The 19,109-nt window shown below is 76.9% G+C and carries 15 protein-coding genes; 7 read left to right on the top strand and 8 right to left on the bottom strand.

All coding sequences use genetic code 11. The annotated features are described in order from the left end of the window. The first annotated feature begins 304 nt into the window (after positions 1-304). The 7 genes from OG802_RS31750 to tgmB all read left to right on the top strand — a co-directional run bounded on the left by OG802_RS31750 (position 305) and on the right by tgmB (position 7,716). Entirely contained in the window at positions 305-1,528 is a 1,224-nt protein-coding gene (locus OG802_RS31750) for a hypothetical protein (protein WP_329416091.1), read from the top strand. Between the two features lie 146 nt (positions 1,529-1,674). Beyond that, the gene (locus OG802_RS31745) at positions 1,675-2,244 is read left to right on the top strand and encodes a (2Fe-2S)-binding protein (protein WP_329416090.1); all 570 of its coding nucleotides are present in this window, start codon (positions 1,675-1,677) and stop codon (positions 2,242-2,244) included. Between the two features lie 4 nt (positions 2,245-2,248). Further along, complete coding sequence (locus tag OG802_RS31740; RefSeq protein WP_329416088.1) at positions 2,249-3,247, top strand: FAD binding domain-containing protein; 999 nt, start codon at positions 2,249-2,251, stop codon at positions 3,245-3,247. Then, positions 3,244-5,352: a xanthine dehydrogenase family protein molybdopterin-binding subunit gene (locus OG802_RS31735; protein ID WP_329416086.1), complete on the top strand. Its 2,109-nt coding sequence runs from the start codon at positions 3,244-3,246 to the stop codon at positions 5,350-5,352. Before OG802_RS31740 ends, OG802_RS31735 begins: the two co-directional genes overlap by 4 nt. 657 nt (positions 5,353-6,009) lie before the next feature. Beyond that, a complete protein-coding gene (locus OG802_RS31730; protein WP_329416083.1) occupies positions 6,010-6,297 on the top strand; it encodes a YkvA family protein in 288 nt (95 codons plus the stop codon). Positions 6,298-6,520: 223 nt separating this feature from the next. Continuing rightward, complete coding sequence (gene tgmA / locus OG802_RS31725) at positions 6,521-6,712, top strand: putative ATP-grasp-modified RiPP (RefSeq protein ID WP_329416082.1); 192 nt, start codon at positions 6,521-6,523, stop codon at positions 6,710-6,712. A gap of 17 nt (positions 6,713-6,729) precedes the next feature. Then, entirely contained in the window at positions 6,730-7,716 is a 987-nt protein-coding gene (gene tgmB, locus OG802_RS31720) for an ATP-grasp ribosomal peptide maturase (RefSeq protein WP_329416081.1), read from the top strand. 91 nt (positions 7,717-7,807) lie between these two features. On the opposite strand, the gene OG802_RS31715 is transcribed toward tgmB, so the two are convergent. From OG802_RS31715 to OG802_RS31680, 8 genes are all read right to left on the bottom strand, one after another. After that, positions 7,808-8,080, bottom strand: a complete 273-nt coding sequence (locus OG802_RS31715) for a DUF5133 domain-containing protein (RefSeq protein ID WP_329416079.1) — start codon at positions 8,078-8,080, stop codon at positions 7,808-7,810. Between the two features lie 226 nt (positions 8,081-8,306). After that, positions 8,307-9,581, bottom strand: a complete 1,275-nt coding sequence (locus tag OG802_RS31710) for an ABC transporter substrate-binding protein (protein ID WP_329416076.1) — start codon at positions 9,579-9,581, stop codon at positions 8,307-8,309. Then, positions 9,578-10,714, bottom strand: a complete 1,137-nt coding sequence (locus OG802_RS31705; protein ID WP_443055468.1) for a branched-chain amino acid ABC transporter permease — start codon at positions 10,712-10,714, stop codon at positions 9,578-9,580. Before OG802_RS31705 ends, OG802_RS31710 begins: the two co-directional genes overlap by 4 nt. Positions 10,715-10,748: 34 nt before the next feature. Next, a complete protein-coding gene (locus OG802_RS31700; RefSeq protein WP_329416074.1) occupies positions 10,749-11,645 on the bottom strand; it encodes a branched-chain amino acid ABC transporter permease in 897 nt (298 codons plus the stop codon). After that, complete coding sequence (locus OG802_RS31695; RefSeq protein WP_329417560.1) at positions 11,642-12,406, bottom strand: ABC transporter ATP-binding protein; 765 nt, start codon at positions 12,404-12,406, stop codon at positions 11,642-11,644. Before OG802_RS31695 ends, OG802_RS31700 begins: the two co-directional genes overlap by 4 nt. An 80-nt stretch (positions 12,407-12,486) precedes the next feature. Continuing rightward, positions 12,487-13,269, bottom strand: a complete 783-nt coding sequence (locus tag OG802_RS31690) for an ABC transporter ATP-binding protein (protein ID WP_329416072.1) — start codon at positions 13,267-13,269, stop codon at positions 12,487-12,489. Positions 13,270-14,224: 955 nt separating this feature from the next. Then, on the bottom strand, positions 14,225-15,580 hold the full coding sequence (locus OG802_RS31685; protein ID WP_329416071.1) for a helix-turn-helix domain-containing protein: 1,356 nt from the start codon (positions 15,578-15,580) through the stop codon (positions 14,225-14,227). A 307-nt stretch (positions 15,581-15,887) separates the two neighbouring features. Then, the gene (locus OG802_RS31680) at positions 15,888-18,935 is read right to left on the bottom strand and encodes a helix-turn-helix transcriptional regulator (RefSeq protein WP_329416069.1); all 3,048 of its coding nucleotides are present in this window, start codon (positions 18,933-18,935) and stop codon (positions 15,888-15,890) included. Positions 18,936-19,109 lie beyond the last annotated feature (174 nt).

The raw sequence follows: 19,109 nt of genomic DNA, 5'->3' as shown, positions 1-19,109 counted from the left end.
GACAGGGCTCGCCCCTACGCGGATGGATGGGCGGGCCCTGTCCACAGGATGCGATTCTGCGGGGGCCGGGCCCCGCGCGCCCATGGGTGCGGGGCCGTCGGCCGTGGTGCGCGGCGCACTCCCGGCACGGTCGCCGCACACCCCGCGCGCGGTCGCCCGGATCCGGACGCGTGACGCGTCGCGCGGTGGGGAAGGCGCACCCCCGGCACAGGCGGTGCCGCTTCCGCGCCGCCCGCTTGATCGCGCACCCCCCGCGGCGGGCGATACTGGCCTTCGCATCCAGGACCTGTCGTCGCTCGCCCTCATGAATGGAGTCACGCACATCTCCGCGACCGTTCCACCCACGACCGCCTCCACGGTGTGGCAGTCCCGTGGCCGCCACACCGGCCCCGCCGCGCCCGACGTCCTGCGCAAGAACCTCCAGGCGCGCAAGGACGCCGGGATCCTCCAGGACTTCAAGGAGCTCACCGACGCCGGCGCCCCCGGGGCGGAGCTGGCCTTCGAGGCCCGCTGGCCGGTGGACGAGGACGTGACCGTCCGCGCCCGGCTCACCCTCGCCGAGTGGTCGGGCCGGGGACAGGAGTGGACGCTGACGGCGGAGGCGGAGCGGCCCTGGGACCTGCGCTGGCCGTCGCCCGCCGCCATGTTCTGGCCGTGGGAGGCGGACGCCCTGTGGGGGCACGAGACCGTCACCGGCGAGCACTACCTCGACGTCAACCCGCTGCCCGCGGACGACAAGGAGCTGCGGCGCACGCTGCGCAACGCCCTGCGGGACACCTGGACGGTGCACGTCGTCGTCCACGAGGCCATGACGCCCGACGAGCGCGGCCGGCGTTCGCTGGTGCCCCTGCTCCCGCCCGGTCTGCTGCACCGGGTCGTCGAGCACCGGGCCGCCCCGCACCAGCTGCGCACCCTGAACTGGGCCCTCAAGGAGACGGGGGTGGAGGTGCCGCGCGGAGGCGCTCTGGTGCTGCCCGGCTCGCCCGCCCCGGCGGACTACGACGCCGCCGACTTCTCGGTGCGCACCGTGTTCCTGGACGGGACGCACCCCACCGAGCTGCTCGACGCGATCCAGCGCTTCGCCGCGCTGCCCCGGCCGCTCCCGGAGGGCGCCGAGGAAGCCCTCACCGCCCTGCGCGAGCAGTGGCAGCTGCTGACGCTGGAGGAGGAGCTGGCCCGGGAACGCGGGCTCGTCGCCATGTACAAGGAGGCGCTGGAGGCGATGACGCAGTCCCGCGACCTGTACCGGGAGGCTGCCGAGCACGCCCACGAGGCGCTGGCGGCGTACCGGGAGGCGGCCGCCGAGGCGGGGGAGGCCGGGGAGTCCCGCCCGGCGCCGGCCCGGCGCTCCGGCTCGCCCTTCCAGCAGCTGGGCCGCACGCTGGAACGCTTCAGGGAGTCGACCAGGAGTCTGCGCCCGTCGCCGACGGGGTCCGCGTCCCCCGCGGAGCCCGGCGCCCTGTCCGCGGAACCGCGCGGGGACCGCTCCGGGGACGAGGAGGGCGGCTCCGGCGGGAACGCCCGATAGGGGCCGCCGCGGGCGCCCGCGGCGGGCGGGCGCGGGAAGCGGGCGCGGGGGTCCCGCGCGAATCGCCGTCCGTCCGCACGTGTCAGGCGCGCCGCTGTGGATACGCGGTCCCCACGGCATACGCACCGCCCGGAAGGGACCAGGACATGGGCACCGAGCACGGCCCCCGGTCATCGCCCCACCGCTCCGACACGACGCTGCGCGTCAACGGCAAGCCCCACACCCTCTCCGTCGACCACCGGCGCGTCCTGCTGGACCTGCTGCGCGAGGACCTCGACCTCACCGGGGCGAAGAAGGGCTGCGACCACGGGCAGTGCGGCGCCTGCACGGTCCTCGTCGACGGCCGCCGCGTCAACAGCTGCCTGCTGCTCGCCGTCACCCTGGACGGCTGCGACGTGACGACCGTCGAGGGCCTCTCCGGGGACGGCGAGGGCCCTCACCCGCTGCAACGGGCCTTCCTGGAACGCGACGCCTTCCAGTGCGGCTACTGCACGCCCGGACAGATCTGCTCGGCGGTCGGCATGCTCGCCGAGGCGGAGGCCGGGCACCCCTCCCGCGTCACGCACCCGTCCGCGCCGTCCGGCCGGCCCGTCCCCCTGGACCGCGACGAGATCCGCGAGCGGCTCAGCGGCAACCTGTGCCGGTGCGGCGCGTACCCCCGCATCGTCGACGCGGTCGAGGACGTGAACCCGGCCGGCCACCACCCGAGGACGTGATCCGGTGGAATCCTTCGCCTACGTACGGGCCGGCAGTCTCGCGGAGGCCGCCGAGGCCTTCGCCGAACACCCCGGCGCGCGCTATCTCGGCGGCGGCACCAACCTCGTCGACCTGATGAAGCTCGGGGTGGAACGCCCCACCGCGCTCGTCGACGTCACCCGGCTCCCGCTGGACGGCGTCACGGAGCTGCCGGACGGCTCGCTGCGCGTCGGGGCCCTGGTGCGCAACAGCGACCTGGCGGCCCACCCGCGCGTCCGTGACGGCTGGCCGGCCCTGTCCCAGTCGCTGCTGGCGGGCGCGTCGGGCCAGCTGCGCAACGCCGCCACCACCGGCGGCAACCTGCTCCAGCGCACCCGCTGCCCGTACTTCCAGGACGTGTCCAAGCCGTGCAACAAACGGCGGCCGGGCAGCGGCTGCGGCGCCCGCGACGGCGTCCACCGCGACCACGCGGTGCTCGGGCACTCCGACCAGTGCATCGCCACCCATCCGTCGGACATGGCCGTGGCCCTCGCCGCGCTGGACGCCGAGGTCGAGCTGTACGGCACGGCCGGGGTGCGCAGGGTGGCGGCGGCCGACTTCCACCGGCTGCCCGGCGCGCAACCGGAGCGGGACACCGTGATCGAGCCGGGCGAGCTGGTCACCGCCGTCCTGCTGCCGGCCGCGTCGGCCGGTGTGCCGTCCGCGTACCGCAAGGCCCGCGACCGGGCCTCGTACGCCTTCGCGCTGGCCTCCGTCGCGGCCGTTCTGGAGGTCGCGGACGGCGTCGTCGCGCGGGTCGGGATCGCCTTCGGGGCGCTGGCCCACCGGCCCTGGCGGGCGAGGCTGGCCGAGGAGGCGCTGCTGGGCGCGGCGCCCACGCGGGCCGCGTTCGAGCGGGCCGCCGACCTGGAGCTGGCCGAGGCCCGGCCGCTGCGCGACAACGCCTACAAACTGCCGCTGGCCCGCAACCTGGCCATCGACGTCCTGTCGCGGCTCGTCCCCGCCGAGGAGGAGGCCGCATGACCGCCCTGGGCGCCCCGGCCGAGCGGCGCGAAGGCCCGGACAAGGTCACCGGCGCCGCCCGCTACGCCGCCGAACACCACCTGCCCGGGCGGCTGTTCGCCCGTCCGGTGCCCGCGACGGTGGCGCGCGGCCGGGTGACCGGCTTCGACGTCTCGGCGGCGCTGGCGCTGCCCGGCGTCGTCGCCGTCCTCACGCCCGACGACGCCCCCCGGCTGGCCGACCCGGACGACGCCACCCTCACCGTGCTCCAGGACCGGGAGGTGCCGCACCGGGGCTGGTTCGTCGCCCTGGTGGTGGCCGACAGCCCGGAGGCGGCGCGGGCCGGGGCCGGCGCGGTCCGCGTGGACTACGCGGTGGAGGCCCACGACGTCGTGCTGCGCGAGGGGCACCCGCGCGCGTACGTCCCGGAGGAGCTGAACGGCACGTATCCGGGCGAGCGCCGCAAGGGCGACGCGGAGGGCGCGTTCGCCGCCGCGGACGTACGGGTCGACGTCGGCTACCGGGTGCCGCCGCTGCACAACCACCCCATGGAGCCGCACGCCAGCACCGCGCACTGGGACGGCGAGCGGCTCACCGTCCACACCTCCAGCCAGGGGACCACCGCCGTGCGCGCCACGCTCGCCCGGATGTTCGGGCTCGCGCAGGAGCGGGTCACGGTGACCGCCGAGCACGTCGGCGGCGGCTTCGGCTCCAAGGGCACGCCCCGGCCGGACGTGGTGCTCGCCGCGCTGGCCTCGCGGCACACCGGCCGCCCGGTCACCGTCGTGCTGCCCCGGCGGGTGATGCCCACCTCCGTCGGCCACCGGGCGCCCACGCTGCACCGGCTGCGGCTGGGCGCGGACCACGACGGCCGGCTGACGTCCCTCACCCACGAGGTGACCACGCACACGTCGCGGATCAAGGAGTTCGTCGAGTACGCGGCCGTCCCCGCCGGCGTCATGTACGCCGCCCCGCACCGGCACACCGTGCACCGCGTGGTCCGCCTGGACGTCCCGACGCCGTCGTGGATGCGCGCTCCCGGCGAGGCGCCCGGCATGTACGCCCTGGAGTCGGCCATGGACGAACTGGCCGACGCGCTGGGCATGGACCCGGTCGAACTACGCGTGCGCAACGAGCCGGACGCCGAACCCGACAGCGGCAGACCGTTCAGCAGCCGTCATCTCGTCGAATGCCTGCGCGAGGGCGCCCGCCGGTTCGGCTGGGAGGGCCGCGACCCCCGGCCCCGGGCGCGCGCCGACGGGCCGTGGCTGCTCGGGACGGGCGTGGCCGCCGCCACCTATCCCGTGCAGGTGTACCCGTCGACCGCCGCCGCGCGGGCGCTGCCCGACGGATCCTTCCTCGTCGAGGTGAACGCCGCCGACATCGGCACCGGCGCCCGCACGGTCCTGGCGCAGGTCGCGGCCGACGCCCTGGACGCGCCCCTGGACCGGGTGCGGATCCGGGTGGGCAGCAGCGACCTGCCGTCGGCGCCGGTGGCGGGCGGCTCCTCGGGCACCGCCTCCTGGGGCTGGGCCGTCCACGAGGCCTGCGCCCGGCTCGCCGCCCGACTCGCCGCGCACGGGGGCCCGTTGCCCGAGCAGGGGCTGCGGGAACGCGCCGACACCGAGGGGACGGCCGACGCCGAGAGCGATTTCGCACGGCACGCCTTCGGCGCGCACTTCGCCGAGGCCGCCGTGGACACGGTGACGGGTGAGGTGCGGGTGCGCAGGCTGCTCGGCGTGTACGCGGCCGGGCGCATCCTCAACCCGCGCACGGCGCGCTCCCAGTTCGTCGGCGGCATGACCATGGGCCTGGGCATGGCGCTGACCGAGGGCAGCACCATGGACGCCGCCTTCGGCGACTTCCCCGAGTCCGACCTCGCCGGCTATCACGTGCCCGCGCACGCCGACGTGCCCGACATCGAGGCGCACTGGATCGACGAACACGATCCGCACCTCAACCCCGTGGGCGGCAAGGGCATCGGCGAGATCGGCATCGTGGGCACGGCGGCCGCCGTCGGCAACGCCGTGCACCACGCCACGGGCGTCCGCTTCCGCGAACTGCCCCTGACCCCCGACCGCGTCCTGACAGCCCTGCTGGAGCCCGGCCGCCCCGGCACCGCCTGACGAGCGTCCGACGCCCTGTCCGCGCCGGGGCGGCCCGGCCGCGGTCGCCCCGGCCGGGCCGGGCCGCGCGGGACCGGCCGGGCGCCGCTCAGCCCGCCGTGTGCGAGGAGTGGCCGGGGTGGGACGGGGCGGAGGTGTGAGCCGGGGCGGTCGTCGGGTCCGGAGGTGTTCCCGGGGCCGGGCGAGGGTCGCCCAGCGGTCGGGCGAGGCCTACGAAGAGGGCGGCGAACAGCGTCAGCACGGCGGCCCCGCCGCCGGGGGGCCAGCCACGTCGGGGCCAGGGTCCCCTCCGTGGCTCTGGACAGTTCCGCCACGCCGATGCGCGGCGGCGAGCAGCTGGGCGCCCGCCAGGGCCGCCGGCACCGGCACCGCCGCCATGAGCGGGACCAGGGCGGGCCGGCGGACCAGCGGCAGCGCCGACGGCAGGCACGGGCCGGCCGCGGCCGACGCCGCGGCGAGCACCGCGACGGAGAGGCCGTCCCGGCGCGCCCGTGCGGGACGCGCGCCCTGCGGGACGCGTCCGATGCGGTAATCCCGGCCGCAGCGGGAATCCGGGAACGGAAAGCGGGGAATCCGACTCTCAGGGACCACGCGCCAAGGTCCGACAGAGCAGGACAAAGAGAGCAGACGCCGCGCGACGGACCACCGGGAGGGCCCGTGGATGCGCCAACCACGCTCGTCGTCGTCGCGGCGGTGGCCGCCGCGGCCCTGTTCGCCGTGGCCGCCACGGTGCTGGTGCGCCTGGTCCGGGCCCGACGCGGCCTGAGGCGGGCGGGACTGCCCACCGGCCCGCGCTGGGTCTTCTGGGGGGCGGTCCTGTACTTCGTGCTCCCCACCGACCTCCTCCCGGACCCCGTGTACCTCGACGACATCGGCGTCCTCCTGCTGGCCCTGCGCACCCTGCGCCGCGCGCCCGGGAACAGCCCCGAACAGCTCGCCGACTGACCGTCCGGGAAGACGTTTTCACCCCCGCTCGACCCGATCTCCCCTGCTCCGCGCCCTGCTCGGCGCCCAACTCCCCGATGAACACGGAGAGTAAGGAAACCAACCACCCGTTCGATTCGTATAAGTGACTGAAGGTCGCACGTATCCAGCACCACGCAGCGGGCCCGAGTGACGTCGCACAGCGGCACCGCTTGATCGAAGCAGTACCGACGAGGGAGAGACGATGAAACCGTTCACGCTCAACTACGCACGCCCTGCGGCGGAGTTGGAGTTCGCCACTCCGTACGCCTACGATCACGGACTGCAGTTGAACGTACTCTTCGACGGTCGGATCGCCGCGCGCGACCACGCCCTTCTGAGAGAACTCGGGACCACGACCTCGACGGCGGGCTCCAAGACCCACTTCGACGACTGAACACGGGCCGAAGCGAAATGACCGTGCTCATTCTGACCTGTGAAGAAGACGTCACGGCGGACATGGTGGTCGTGCACCTGAACGCCGCCGGCGTCCCGGTCGTCCGGTTCGACCCCGCCGACCTGACCCATTCCGTCGCGCTGTCCGGCGAGTTCGTGCACGGGGCCTTCCGCGGCCACCTGTCGTCCGCCGGCCGGCTGCTGAGCCTCGAGGGGCTCAGGTCGGTGTGGGTGCGCCGGCCCGGCGTCCCCGCGTCCCGGGCGCCCGAGCCGTCGGCGTGGCTCACGGAGGAGTCCTCACAGGCGCTCTACGGCATGCTCCGAGGTACCGGGGCGCGCTGGATGAACCACCCGGACGCGTCGCTGCGCGCCCGGCACAAGCCCTGGCAGCTCCGGCTGGCGCAGCGCAGCGGCCTTCCGGTGCCCGCCACGCTCATCACCACGTTCCCGCAGGCGGCGCGCGAGTTCGCGGACCGCTACCCGGATCTGGTGGTCAAGCCGGTGTCCGGGGCGCATCCGCAGGATCCGCCCCGCGCGGTGCCCACCACCCGGGTGCCGCCGGGCGCGGACTTCGCCGCCGTGGCCTACGGCCCGACGCTGCTCCAGCGCCGGGTGGCCAAGCGGGCCGACATACGGCTGACGGCCGTCGGCGACCGGCTGCTGGCCGCCCGCAAGGAGACGGTCCCCGGCGGCGATCCCGACGTGGTGGACGTGCGCTTCTCGCCGTCGACCACGCCCTGGCGCCCCGTCGAGGTCCCGCCGCGGCTCGCGGAAGGCGTGCACAGATATCTGCGGGAGGCGGAACTGGCTTACGGCGCCTTCGACTTCGCGGAGGACGCCGACGGCATGTGGTGGTTCCTGGAGTGCAACCAGTCGGGGCAGTTCGGCTTCGTGGAGGTGGACACCGGCCAGCCGATCGCCCGCGCCATCGCGCAGTGGCTGTCCGGGCCGCCCGCGGAGCCCGGCCGCCGGCACGCCGACCGGTGCGGCTCGACCGTCTCGTGACGGACCCGGGCGCGGCGTTGGCCCGAAATCGAGCATCGCCGCGCCCGGGCCGGTCGACGCCTGGCGGCGTCGCGTCGTCCGCGTGCCGCGGTCACACCGCCAGGGACAGTCCGTTCCCGGCGTTCGCGGTGGCGTCGGCGTGCTCGGCTTCCTGCGCGGGCGTCGCCGCCGCCGACTCCAGCAGGGCGTCCGCCGCGGCGACCGCCTCCCGGACGTCGGGCGTGCCCATCAGCACGCACAAGGTGTATGTCACGTCCTGAAGCTCTCGAGCCGCCTGTGGCGTCTCCCGCTCCGCCTGAGCGATCCTCAGCGTGGCGTAGCGGGTCAGCAGCGTCCTGGCGACCTTCGGGTCCGGAACGATCACGAGCGCCCCTCTCTCCTGTATTGCGCTGCGTGTGCCCGGACCTGGGCGGTTCATGCCTGTCGGTGGCTCATGTCACTCGCCGGGGTCGGAATCCGGCCATGACCGTCCGCGGGATCCGCCCGCGGTGCGGGGCGGGCGGCGGGGCGGGCGAAGGCGGCCGGGGCGCGCCCGCCGAACGCGGTCCGGGCCGGCCGCGCGGGGGGCGGCCGGCCCGTCCGCGGGCGGATCAGGAGCGGTTCGCCAGGTACTCCGTGACGCCCGGCGCCCGGTGCGCGTCCTCGACGCCGACCAGGCCGCCGACCGCCTTCGCGTCCGGCTTGAGGACGTAGGACGCCAGGGCGGCGGGCCGGTCGACGTCGGAGAAGTCCTGCGGGGAGCCGAGCCCGGTGTCGGCGCTCTTCTGCGAGCGGTGCGCCTTCACCACGTCCTCGCGCGCGAGGCTGCCCGCCGCGCAGGCCTTCTTCAGGTCGGCGCCCAGCAGTTCGGCGGCGTTGTAGCCGGACAGCACGCCCGAGTCGACCGGGGAGCCGGGGTACTTCTTCGCGTACGCGGCGGCCATCGCCTTGACGCCGGGCAGGTCCGAGCTGACGGCGGGGGCCGCGCTGACCACGTCCAGCATGGCGGCCAGCGCCGGCGCGGCGGGGGTCTTCATCAGCTGCGGCGCGAAGCCGGGCGCGCTGCTGACCACGGGCACGCGCAGGCCCCGTGAGGCGGCGACGCCGACCAGGGAGGCGGTCTGGGCGGGGCCCGCGCTGATCAGGACGGCCTTCACGCCCGCCTTGCGCAACGCCGACACCTGCGCGGTGAGGTCGGTGTCGGTCGCCTTGATCTTCTGCGGGACGATCTTCAGGCCGGCGCGCTGGGCCGCCCAGGTGGAGCCCTGGAGGGCGTTGGCGCCGTAGTCGCCCTCGAAGTAGACGTGCCCGACCGCGTCGCCCGCGGCGAGCCCCTTGGTCCGGGTGAGGAAGTCGACGGCGGCGATCATGTCGACGTCGTAGGTGGTGCCGATGACCTGGACGGAGTCGTGGCCCAGCAGGGAGGCCGCCCAGGCCTGCGGGAAGGTCAGCAGGTGGTCGCGCTCGATGTCGTCGAGGAGGGCCGCGACCACGGGCGATCCGATGACCTGCGGCAGCGCCACCACGTCGGGGGCGAGGTCGGCGTAGGCGGTGACCGCCTTCTGGACGTCGTAGCCGTGGTCCTTGACCACGATCTCGACCTTGCGTCCGCAGACGCCGCCGGCGGCGTTGGTCTCGTCGGCCCACATCTGCTGCGCCTGCACGATGGACTTGCCGAGGGTGGCGTAGGGGCCGGTGAGGTCGGTGAGGGCGCCGAGTCTGAGGGTCTTCGCGGTGACGCCGGGGCCGGTCCTGACGCCGTCGGCGTCCTCGGAGGCGCCGCCGCCGTCCGCCTTGGAGCTACAGCCGGTGGCCGTGACGAGCAGGGCCGCGAGCGCGGCGGCGAGGACGGCGGGGGTGCGGTGTCGGTGGTGCGTGCGGTTCACGGGGTGGGCTCCTTGGCTCGGACGGCGGAGGCTGAGGCGGAGGGGCTCGGGTTCGGCGGGACGGGCGGGGAGGCCGGGCGCAGGCGCGCGCCCAGCCGGCGCACGAGACCGTGCAGTCCGTCGGGGGCGTACAGCAGGACCAGGACGATCGCCGCGCCGTAGAGGTAGCGGGCCGCCTCGGTGGGTCCGACCCCGGCGTCGGCGGCCCCTGGCGCGGTGACCAGGGGCAGTTGGTCGGCGTAGCGGGTCATGAGCAGGGGCAGCGCGGTGACGAAGGCGGCGCCGGCGACGGCTCCGGCGACCGAGCCCAGACCGCCGATGACGATCATGGCCAGGTAGTCGACGGAGAGCGCCAGTCCGAAGTAGTCGGGCACGACCCGGCGGAAGACCAGCGCGAGCAGCACTCCGGCCAGGCCGGCGTACATCGACGACACCACGAAGGCCGCCGACCGGTACCGGGCGACGTCGACGCCCATGACGGAGGCCGCGGTCTCGCTGTCGCGGAGCGCGGCCAGGGCGCGGCCGGGGCGTCCGCGCAGCAGTCCGCGGGCGGTCCACCAGGTGGCCGCCACCAGGGCCAGGCCCAGGAACCACAGGCGTTCCTCCGCGCCGAACGGCACTCCGAGGACGGCGAGGGGCGGGGCGTCGGCGGCGAAGGAGAACCCGCCGACGGTCAGCGGCGGCACCGAGCGGCCGTTGAAGCCGCCGGTGACGGAGTCGGCGGTGAGCAGCACATGGTGGCCCAGGAAGACCAGGGCGAGGGTCGCGACGCCCAGGTAGATGCCGCGCACCCGCCCGGCGACGGGGCTGAACAGCCCGCCGGCCGCTCCGGCGAGCAGCACGGCGAGGAGGGCCGCGAGCGCGGGCGGGAGGCCGGGCCCGGGCTCTCCCGCCAGCCACGTGTAGCCGTAGGCGCCCACGGCGAGGAAGAAGGCGTGCCCGAGGGAGAGCTGGCCCGCGGTGCCCGCGAGGAGGCCGAGGCCGACGGCGCCGATCGCGGCGGCCATGGCGAACAGGCCGGTGCGCAGCCAGAAGGCGTCCAGGTAGAAGGGCGGCGCGCAGAGCAGGAGCGCGGTCAGCAGGGCCGCCGCCCCCCTGCGGACCGCGCCGGCGGGGAGGCCGCTCCTGGGCAGGGCGCGCAGGGGTGCGGCGCGCTCGGGGGTGCGGTCAGACACGGGTGGCCTCCTTCGCGCCGAACAGCCCGGTGGGCCGCACCAGCAACACGGCCACCATCACCGCGTAGGGGGCCACGTCGCCGAACCCGTCGCCCAGGACGTGCAGTTCGGACTGGTAGCCCGCCGCGAGGGCTTCGGTCAGGCCGATGATCAGGCTGCCCGCCAGGGCGCCGGGCGGGGAGGCGAGGCCGCCGAGGATCGCCGCGGGGAAGGCCTTGAGGGCGATCTGCCCGGTGGTGCGCTCCAGTCCGGGAGCCGGGAACGCGGCGAGGAACACGGCGGCCAGTGCGGCGAGGGCGCCGGCCAGGCACCAGGCGAGCATCCGCACCCGGCTCAGCCGCACCCCCATGAGGGCGGCCGCTTCCCGGTCCTCGGCGGCGGCGCGCAGCGCCAGGCCCCAGGGCGTGAACCGGAACAGGGCGAACACGGCCGCGATGGCGAGTGCGGCGACGGCGATCGCGGCGAGCCGGCTGTCGGCGACGGTCACGGGTCCCAGCCGGGTCACCGAGTCGCCCCAGGGGTCGCCGAGGGTGAGCAGGTCGCCGCCGATGCGCCGGGACAGGTCGGTGAGCAGCACGATGTCCACGCCGATGGTGACGATCGTCTGGACGTGGGCGGCCCTGGGGTCGGGGTCGCCGCGTTGCAGCAGCAGCCGGTCCAGGGCGCCGGCGAGGGCGGCGGTCGCCAGGACGGACACCGCGAGGGCGCCCGCGAAGCCGAGGTCGTCGTGGAGGACGGCGATCAGGTAGCCGCCGAACAGCAGCAGCGAGCCGTGGGCGAAGTCGAGCACCCCGGACGCCTTGAAGATGACGACGAAGCCGAGCGCGACCAGGGCGTACACCGCGCCCAGGGCCAGGCCGGCGAGGACGCTGTCGAGGAGGGCGGTCATGCGGGGTCCTCTCCGGGCGTGCCGAGGTAGGCGCGCAGCACGTCGGGATGGCGGCGGATCTCGTCGGGGGCGCCGTGGGCGATGCGGCGGCCGAAGTCGAGGACGGTGACCTCGTCGGCGAGGCGCATCACCAGTCCCATGTCGTGCTCGACCAGCACGACGGACAGGCCGAGTTCGGCGCGCACGGCGTCCACCGTCTCTGCGGTGCGGGCGCGTTCGGCGCCGTTCATGCCGGCGACGGGCTCGTCGAGCAGCAGGACGCGCGGCTCCAGGCACAGGGCGCGGGCGAGTTCGACGCGCTTGCGGTCGCCGTACGAGAGCAGGCCGACGGGGGTGTCGAAGTGGCCCCCGAGGCCGGTGAGTTCGGCGATCTCGCGGGCCCGCTCGCGGTGGGCGCGCTGCTCGCGCGAGACGCCGGGCAGGCGCAGCGCGCTCGCCGCGAAGCCCGCACGGGACAGGACGTGCCGGCCGAGCATCAGGTTGTCGGCCACGGTGCCCTCGGTGGTGACGATGTTCTGGAAGGTGCGGGCCACGCCGAGGGCGGCGACGCGGTGGGGTGCGAGCCCGGTGAGGGGGGTGCCGCCGAGCGTGACCTGGCCGGACGCCGGGCGGTACAGGCCCGACAGGACGTTGAAGCAGGTGGACTTGCCCGCGCCGTTGGGGCCGATCAGGGCGTGCACGGTACCCGGGGCGACGGTGAAGGACACCGTGTCCAGGGCGGTCAGGCCGGCGAAGCGCACGGTCACGTCCCGCACGCTCAGTTCGGGCGGCGGCCCCTGCGGGCGTCCGGGAGCGGGACCGGCGGCAGGGCGGGTGGTGGGACCGGCGGCGGCGCGGAGCTTCACGCGGCCCCCTGGTCGCCGGCCGGGTCGCCGAGGTAGAGGCGGCGTACCGCGTCGGTGCGGGCGAGGTCGTCGGCCGGTCCGGAGAGCCGGATCTCCCCCACCTCCAGGACGTGGGCGTGGCTGGCGAGCGACAGGGCCATGCCCGCGTTCTGCTCGACCAGCAGGACGGCCGTGCCCTGGGCGTTGATCTCGCGGATCACCTCGGCGATCCGGAACACCATGCGCGGCGCGAGGCCCAGGGAGGGCTCGTCGAGCAGCAGCAGCCGGGGCGCCGCCATCAGGGCCCGGCCGATGGCGAGCATCTGCTGCTCGCCGCCGGACAGCAGCCCCGCCTGCTGGCGTCCGCGCTCGGCGAGCACGGGGAAGAGCGTGTACACGCGGTCCCGGGCCTCGCGGACCTGCGCGGGGGCCCGCCGTCCGAGGCCGAGTCCGCCGGAGCGCAGGTTCTCCTCGACGGTCAGACCGGCGAAGACACGGCGCCCTTCCGGGACCTGGACGACGCCGGCCCGCACCGCCGCGACCGGGTCGCGGCCGTCCAGGACGGTCTCCCCGTAGCGGACGAGGCCGGCGGTGACGGCGCCGCGGTGCAGACGCAGGGTGCCCGACACCGCCCGCAGCAGCGTGGACTTGCCGGCGCCGTTGGCGCCGAGCAGCGCCACCACCGCGCCGTGCGGGACGCTCAGGGACACGGAACGCAGGGCCGACAAGGCCCTCCCGTACGTCACGTCGAGACCTTCGACGTGCAGCGCGGGCCGCTCCTGTGGGGGTGCTTCGGGCATCGCGGCTCCTCGGGGCCGTGCCGACGGGCACGGCGTTTCGGGGGAAGGGAGCCCACGACAGCACGGGCGGCGCCCGCCGGTACAGGCACGGAGCCGGGGTCGCTGCGCCGCCCCAACGGGAGGTCGGACGGCTTGTGCGGCTGCCCAGACGCCACGCGGGGGCGGGTGGACGGCGGGAGGGCCGGGCGACGGCCCGGCCGGGGGCGGGCGCGGGCGGGTGGGCGGCGGGAGGGTCGGGCGACGGCCCGGCGGGGGCCGGCGCGGGCGGGAACCGGCGCGGGCGGATGGGCGGCGCAGGCAGGTGGGCGGCGCGGCAGGTGGGCGGCGCGGGCAAGCGGGCGGCGCGGGCAAGCGGGCGGCGGGCGGCGGATGGGCGGGGCCGGCGCGGGCGGGTGGGCGGCGCAGGCAGGTGGGCGGCGCGGCAGGTGGGCGGCGCGGGCAAGCGGGCGGCGGGCGGCGGATGGGCGGGGCCGGCGCGGGCGGGTGGGCGGCGCAGGCAGGTGGGCGGCGCGGCAGGTGGGCGGCGCGGGCAAGCGGGCGGCGGGCGGCGGGCGGCGGATGGGCGGGGCCGGCGCGGGCGGGTGGGCGGCGCAGGCAGGTGGGCGGCGCGGCAGGTGGGCGGCGCGGGCAAGCGGGCGGCGGGCGGCGGATGGGCGGGGCCGGCGCGGGCGGATGGGCGGCGCAGGCAGGTGGGCGGCGCGGCAGGTGGGCGGCGCGGGCAAGTGGGCGGCGGATGGGCGGGGCCGGCGCGGGCGGGTGGGCGGCGGGAGGGCCGGGCGACGGCCCGGCCTGGGACCGGCGGGAACCGGCGCGGGCGGGCGGGAACCGGCGCGGGCGGGTGGGAACCGGCGCGGGCGGGTGGGCAACGGACCGGCCGGGTGGGCAACGGACCGGCCGGGGGCCGGCACATACGGGGACCGGTGCTGCCGGAGACCGGTTCGGGCGGGGGCGTCTCTCAGCCGGTGGGCAGGCCGCGGGCCGTCAGGGCGAGGCTGATCTCGACCAGGTCGGCCGGCCGGGACAGGGAACGTCCCGTGAGCTGCTCGTAGCGGCGCAGCCGGTTCAGGACGGTGTTGCGGTGGCAGTACAGCCGCTCCCCCGCCCGCTGGGCGGAGCCGTCGCAGGCGAGCCAGGCCGCCAGGGTGTCGAGGAGGAGGGCCTCGTCGGCCGGTTCCAGTGCGCCGAGCGGCCCGAGTACCCGCTGGACCAGCGCCGCGCCCAGGTCGGGGGCGGAGAGGACCAGCGCGGCGGGAAGACGGTCCGTCAGCCGGACGACGCCGCCGCCGTCCGGGCACATGCGCAGCGCGACGTCGGCGAGACGGCGGGCGTCGCCGACGGCGGCCAGGCCGGACACCGCGGTGCTGACACCCGCCCGGGCGCCCCCGCCCGGCCCGCCGGCCCCGCCCACGCCCACACCCACGCCCCCGGAAGTCCCCTCGGCAGTGACGTGGGCGTCGGCGTCGATGTCGGAGTCGTCGGCGTCGGAGTCGGTGGTCTCGTGCCCGGCGAGCAGCACGATGCCGTAGTCCACCTCCACGCCGGTGTGCCAGTACACCCGGCGGCCGCGGGCCAGGGCGGCCCGGGCGGCCGCCGCGGCGGAGGGGTCGCCGCCGGTGACCGCCACGACCGTGTACCGGCCCTCTTCGGGCAGGTCCAGCGCGTGGGAGGTGTCCGGCAGGTCGGCGATCCGGCAGGCGCCGTCGAGGAGCGCGCCCGCGAGCAGCCGCAGCCGGTTCTCCCGCCGCCAGGCGAGCTGCCGCTCGGTCTGCCGGTAGGCGTCGGCGACGAGGGCGCAGTGCTCGTCGACGAAGTCCCACACGTCGGAGGCGACGTGGACGAGCAGCCGTACGTCCTCGGGAGCGGAGCGGGAGGTCTCCTCGATGAGGCCCTGCCACACCAGGGACCCGCCGAGCCGGAACGCGTGCAGCAGGGCGTCCAGCGGAAGCCCCTGCTCCGCGCGGGTCGCGCCGATCTTCCACGAACAGCGGCGGGCGGCGTCCCGGCTGCCGCGCGGGTCGAGGAGCGAGGACACGCTGTGCCGCAGCGAGCGGTGCACCTCCTGCCAGGTCGCTCCCGGATCGCTGGTCACGGTCGCGCGGTAGGCGGGCTCCTGCTCCTGGAGCGCGGCGACCAGCCGGTCGGTGAGGTCGGGCAGGTCCGCCAGGAGCACGCGGGCCGCGCGGTGCAGGACCCGCAGGGCGTCGGCGTCGATCAGCGAGCGGCCGGGCCGCGGGTGCTGCCGCAGGGCGGGCGCCGACGGCGCGGCCGGTGCGGGACGGAACGCGGTCCGTGACCGTAGGGCGTGATGCATCGCGGGTCCTCCCCCGGGGCTGTGTCCCGCCGTCGGCTCGTCCTGCCCCGAAGGATGGCATACCGTCCGGTCGGTCCCCAGGGGGTGAGCACGATTGATTTCGGCGCGAACGCTCCGCCGCGCGGCCGCGGCCGGGCCGGAGCGGCCCGAGCGGCCGGGTCCGGGGTGCGTCCTGGACGGCTCTCGGACGCGTCCAGGGCACGTCCTGGGCACGGGGCACGTCCCTGTGAGGCGTGACGGTCGGGCCGGCGTACGGGTGCCCGCTTCGTCGGCGCGCGGGGGGAAGGGGGTGAGCCGGACGTCGCGTCTAGCGTGCCCTGTCGACCAGGCGCGCCAGTTCGACGCGGGAGCGCACGCCCAGCGCCGCGAAGACCTTCCGCAGGTGGTAGTCCACGGTGCGGGTGCTGACGGAGAGGGTGAGGGCCACCTCACGGTTGGTCGCGCCGTCGGCGACGAAGTGGGCGATCCGCAGTTGCTGCGGCGTCAGCGCGGACAGGGCCCCGGCGCCCGCCCGGCCCGCGGGGGCCGCGCCTCCCGCCCGCAGTTCGGCGCGCGCCTGGTCGGCCCACACGCGGGCGCCGCAGCGCTCGAACCCCACCAGTGCGGCCCCGAGACGGTCGCGGGCCTCGCGCAGGCGGCGGCGCCGACGGAGCCATTTGCCGTGGAGCAGTTCGGTGCGGGCGCGTTCGAAGTCGCCGCCGCCGGTCGCGTCGTGCAGGTCGACGGCGGCACGGTAGAGGGCGTCGGCCCGGTCCGCCGGGGCCAGCAGGGCACGGCAGCGCAGCAGTTGGGCGGGGGCCTGGGGGTCGGCGCCGAACCCGGCCCAGCGGGCGAACTCCTCCACGACGGCGGCGGCGACCGCGACGGCCTCGGACGCGCCGGGCGTGCCGGTCGCGTCGCCGGCTGCGGGGACGTGCCCGGTCCCGTCGGCGGCGGGCGGCCCGGCGAGCGGCCGGCCCGCGGTGGCCGCCACCGCCTCGACGAAGCAGGGAACCGCGAGCATCCACACCGCGAAGTGCCCCCGGCGCGTCCCGGGGCGCACCAGCGGTGCGAGCCGGTCGGCGGCCTCACGGGGCCGGCCGCGGGCCAGGTCGGCCCGGGCCGTCGCCCACTCGGCCATCGTCGCGGCCTGGACCAGGCCGTGCTGCCGGGCGGTCTCCAGCGCGTCGCCCGCGTACCGGGCGACGAGGTCCGGCCCGGACTCGATGGAGGCCGCCAGGGCCAGCACCGCGCGGTACTGGGCGGCCTTGTTGCCCTGTCCGGTCCGCAGGGCCGTCCGCAGCCCCTCCTCGGCGTAGGTCCTGGCCAACGCGTGCCGTCCGGAGCGCAGTTCGGCGTAGGCGAGATACTCCCGCGCCCGTGCGAGCGCCGTGGTTGCGCCGACGGTCCGGGCGACGGTCAGGGCTCGCGCGCCGGTACGGCGTGCGGCCCCGAGGTCGCCCAGCAGCAGCGCCGCGGCAGCCGCGCGCAGGGCCGTTTCCGCGTCGTCGGCCGTCCGCGCGTGGTCGGCGCCCGACACCAGACGCCGCAACGGTCCCGCCGCCTCCGCGAACCGTCCTTCGAGCAGGGCCCCCAGTCCGGCGCGGTACACCGGCAGCAGGGCGCCCTCGTCCTCGCCCCGGTGCGCGGACAGGCCGGATCCCGCGGCCGCGCCCGCGATTCCGGCCGTCCGCCCTCCCCCGAGCCGGACCAGCGTCCTGCGCCCGGCCGAAACCGGTTGCGCGCAGGGGCTGTTCGGGGCGAACGGGTCAGCGCGGACGGCGCTCTCCCCGCCCCCGCTCAACGCGTGCAGGCAGCCGACGGCGTCGCCCGCGGCCCACGCGGCGTCCGAGGCGGCCAGCAGCGCGTTCTGCGCCTGCCGAGGGTCCGTCGCGGCCAGGAGGCGGGCGGCCAGCAGCAGGGACGCCCGGGCCTCGTCCACCGGCCCGTCGCACAGCAGCGTCATGCCGCGCACGTACTCGACGCGCCCGCGCACCGCCGCGGCCGCCGCCCCGTCCGGGCACGGGTGGTCCGGGCACGGGTCGAGAGGGCACGGGTCGAGAGGGCCTGAGCCGGGCGGGCCCGGAGCGAGGAAGGCCGAGTCGAGCAGTCGCAGGGCCCGGTGGGTGCGTCCGCCGAGCAGGGCCTGTTCCGCGGCGGCCGTGCACCACTCGGCGCGCCGCACCTGGTCCCCGGCCAGTTCCGCGGCGCGGGCGAACGCCGCGCCGCGCAGGCCGGGCGAGGCCGCGCGCACCGGATCACCGGCGGCGAGGGCCAGCCGCAGGGCCGTCGCGGGCCGGGGCGCGGGAGTGCCACGCGCGCGGTGGAGCAGCACGGGCAGCCCGGCGTATCCCGCGTCCGCCAGCGCCCCGGCCAGCGCGCGGTGCGCGGCGCGTCGCCGCTCCGGCCGCGCGGCGGCGTACACGGCGCGGCGCAACAGGCCGCTGTGGAAACCGACTTCGCCGTCGGCCAGGACGAGCGCCTCGGGCAGCGCGCGTCTTCCGGGCGGCGCGGTGTGCGGCGGTGTGCCGTCCCGGCCGGGCGTCGTGGTCGCGAGGCGTTCCGCCGCCCGCAGAGCGAGGGTGATGTCGACGCGGGCGTCGCGGGGATCGTCCGCGTCCCCGTCGCGCAGGGCCGCCGCGACCGTGAGGAGCAGGTCCTCCTGGTCGGGCGGGCAGCGGGTCAGCAGGTCGCCCACCGGGCCGCCCAGCAGTTCGGCGTCGGCCGGCGGGGGCAGCGGCGCGCCGTGGCCGCGCAGCCGGGCGGGCGACAGCCGCCGGACCATGGCCAGCAGCAGCGCCGGGTTCCCGTCCGCGGCGTCCACGAGTGCGTCGCGGACCGCGCGGTCGACGGCCCCGCCCGCGGCCTCCTCCACCAGGGCGGCCGCCTCCGCCGGCGGGAGCGGGGCGACGCGGACCACCGGCAGTCCGGCGAACTCTGCGTCGACGGCACGGTGTCCCGCCACGCTGAGCAGCACGCGGACCGGGCCGTCGGCGCGCAGGCGTCGGGCGGCACGACCCACCGCGGCACGGGTGGCCGCGTCCCACAGATGCGCGTCGTCGGCGCACACCAGCAGGGGCGCTTCGGCCGACGCGGCGCGCAACGCCGTGAGGAGGACCGCGCCGGGCGCGTCCGGGGCGTCCGCGTCCGGACGCCCTTCGGCCGGTGCGCCGAGGGCCCGCAGCAGTGCGCGCAGCCCGCTCAGCGGCGCGGCCGACGCCGCCGGGTCGCCCGCGACGCGGACCACGGCCGGGGCCGGGGACGAGCGGGCGGCGCGGGCGGCGCGGGCGGCGTTCTCCAGGAAGGACGTACGGCCGCCGCCGGGTTCGCCGGTCACCACCCACGCCCCGCCGCCCGTGCCCGTGTCTGCGGTCATTGCCGGGACGTTACGGACGCGCACCGTACGGCGGAAGGGCCGTGACGGCGCCGACTGCCGGGCCGGCGTGGGCCGTTCGCGCCCGCGACCAGGCGTTTCGCCCTCGACGGCCGGAAGTCTCCCTGTGCGCGCGCCCAACGGCCGCCGCCGTGCCGCGGGCACCGGCACAGCGGC

The sequence above is a fragment of the Streptomyces sp. NBC_00704 genome, assembly GCF_036226605.1.
Taxonomy (GTDB): domain Bacteria; phylum Actinomycetota; class Actinomycetes; order Streptomycetales; family Streptomycetaceae; genus Streptomyces.
Note: the sequence above shows the minus strand (reverse complement) of the source record. Positions and strands in the feature narration are given on the sequence as shown.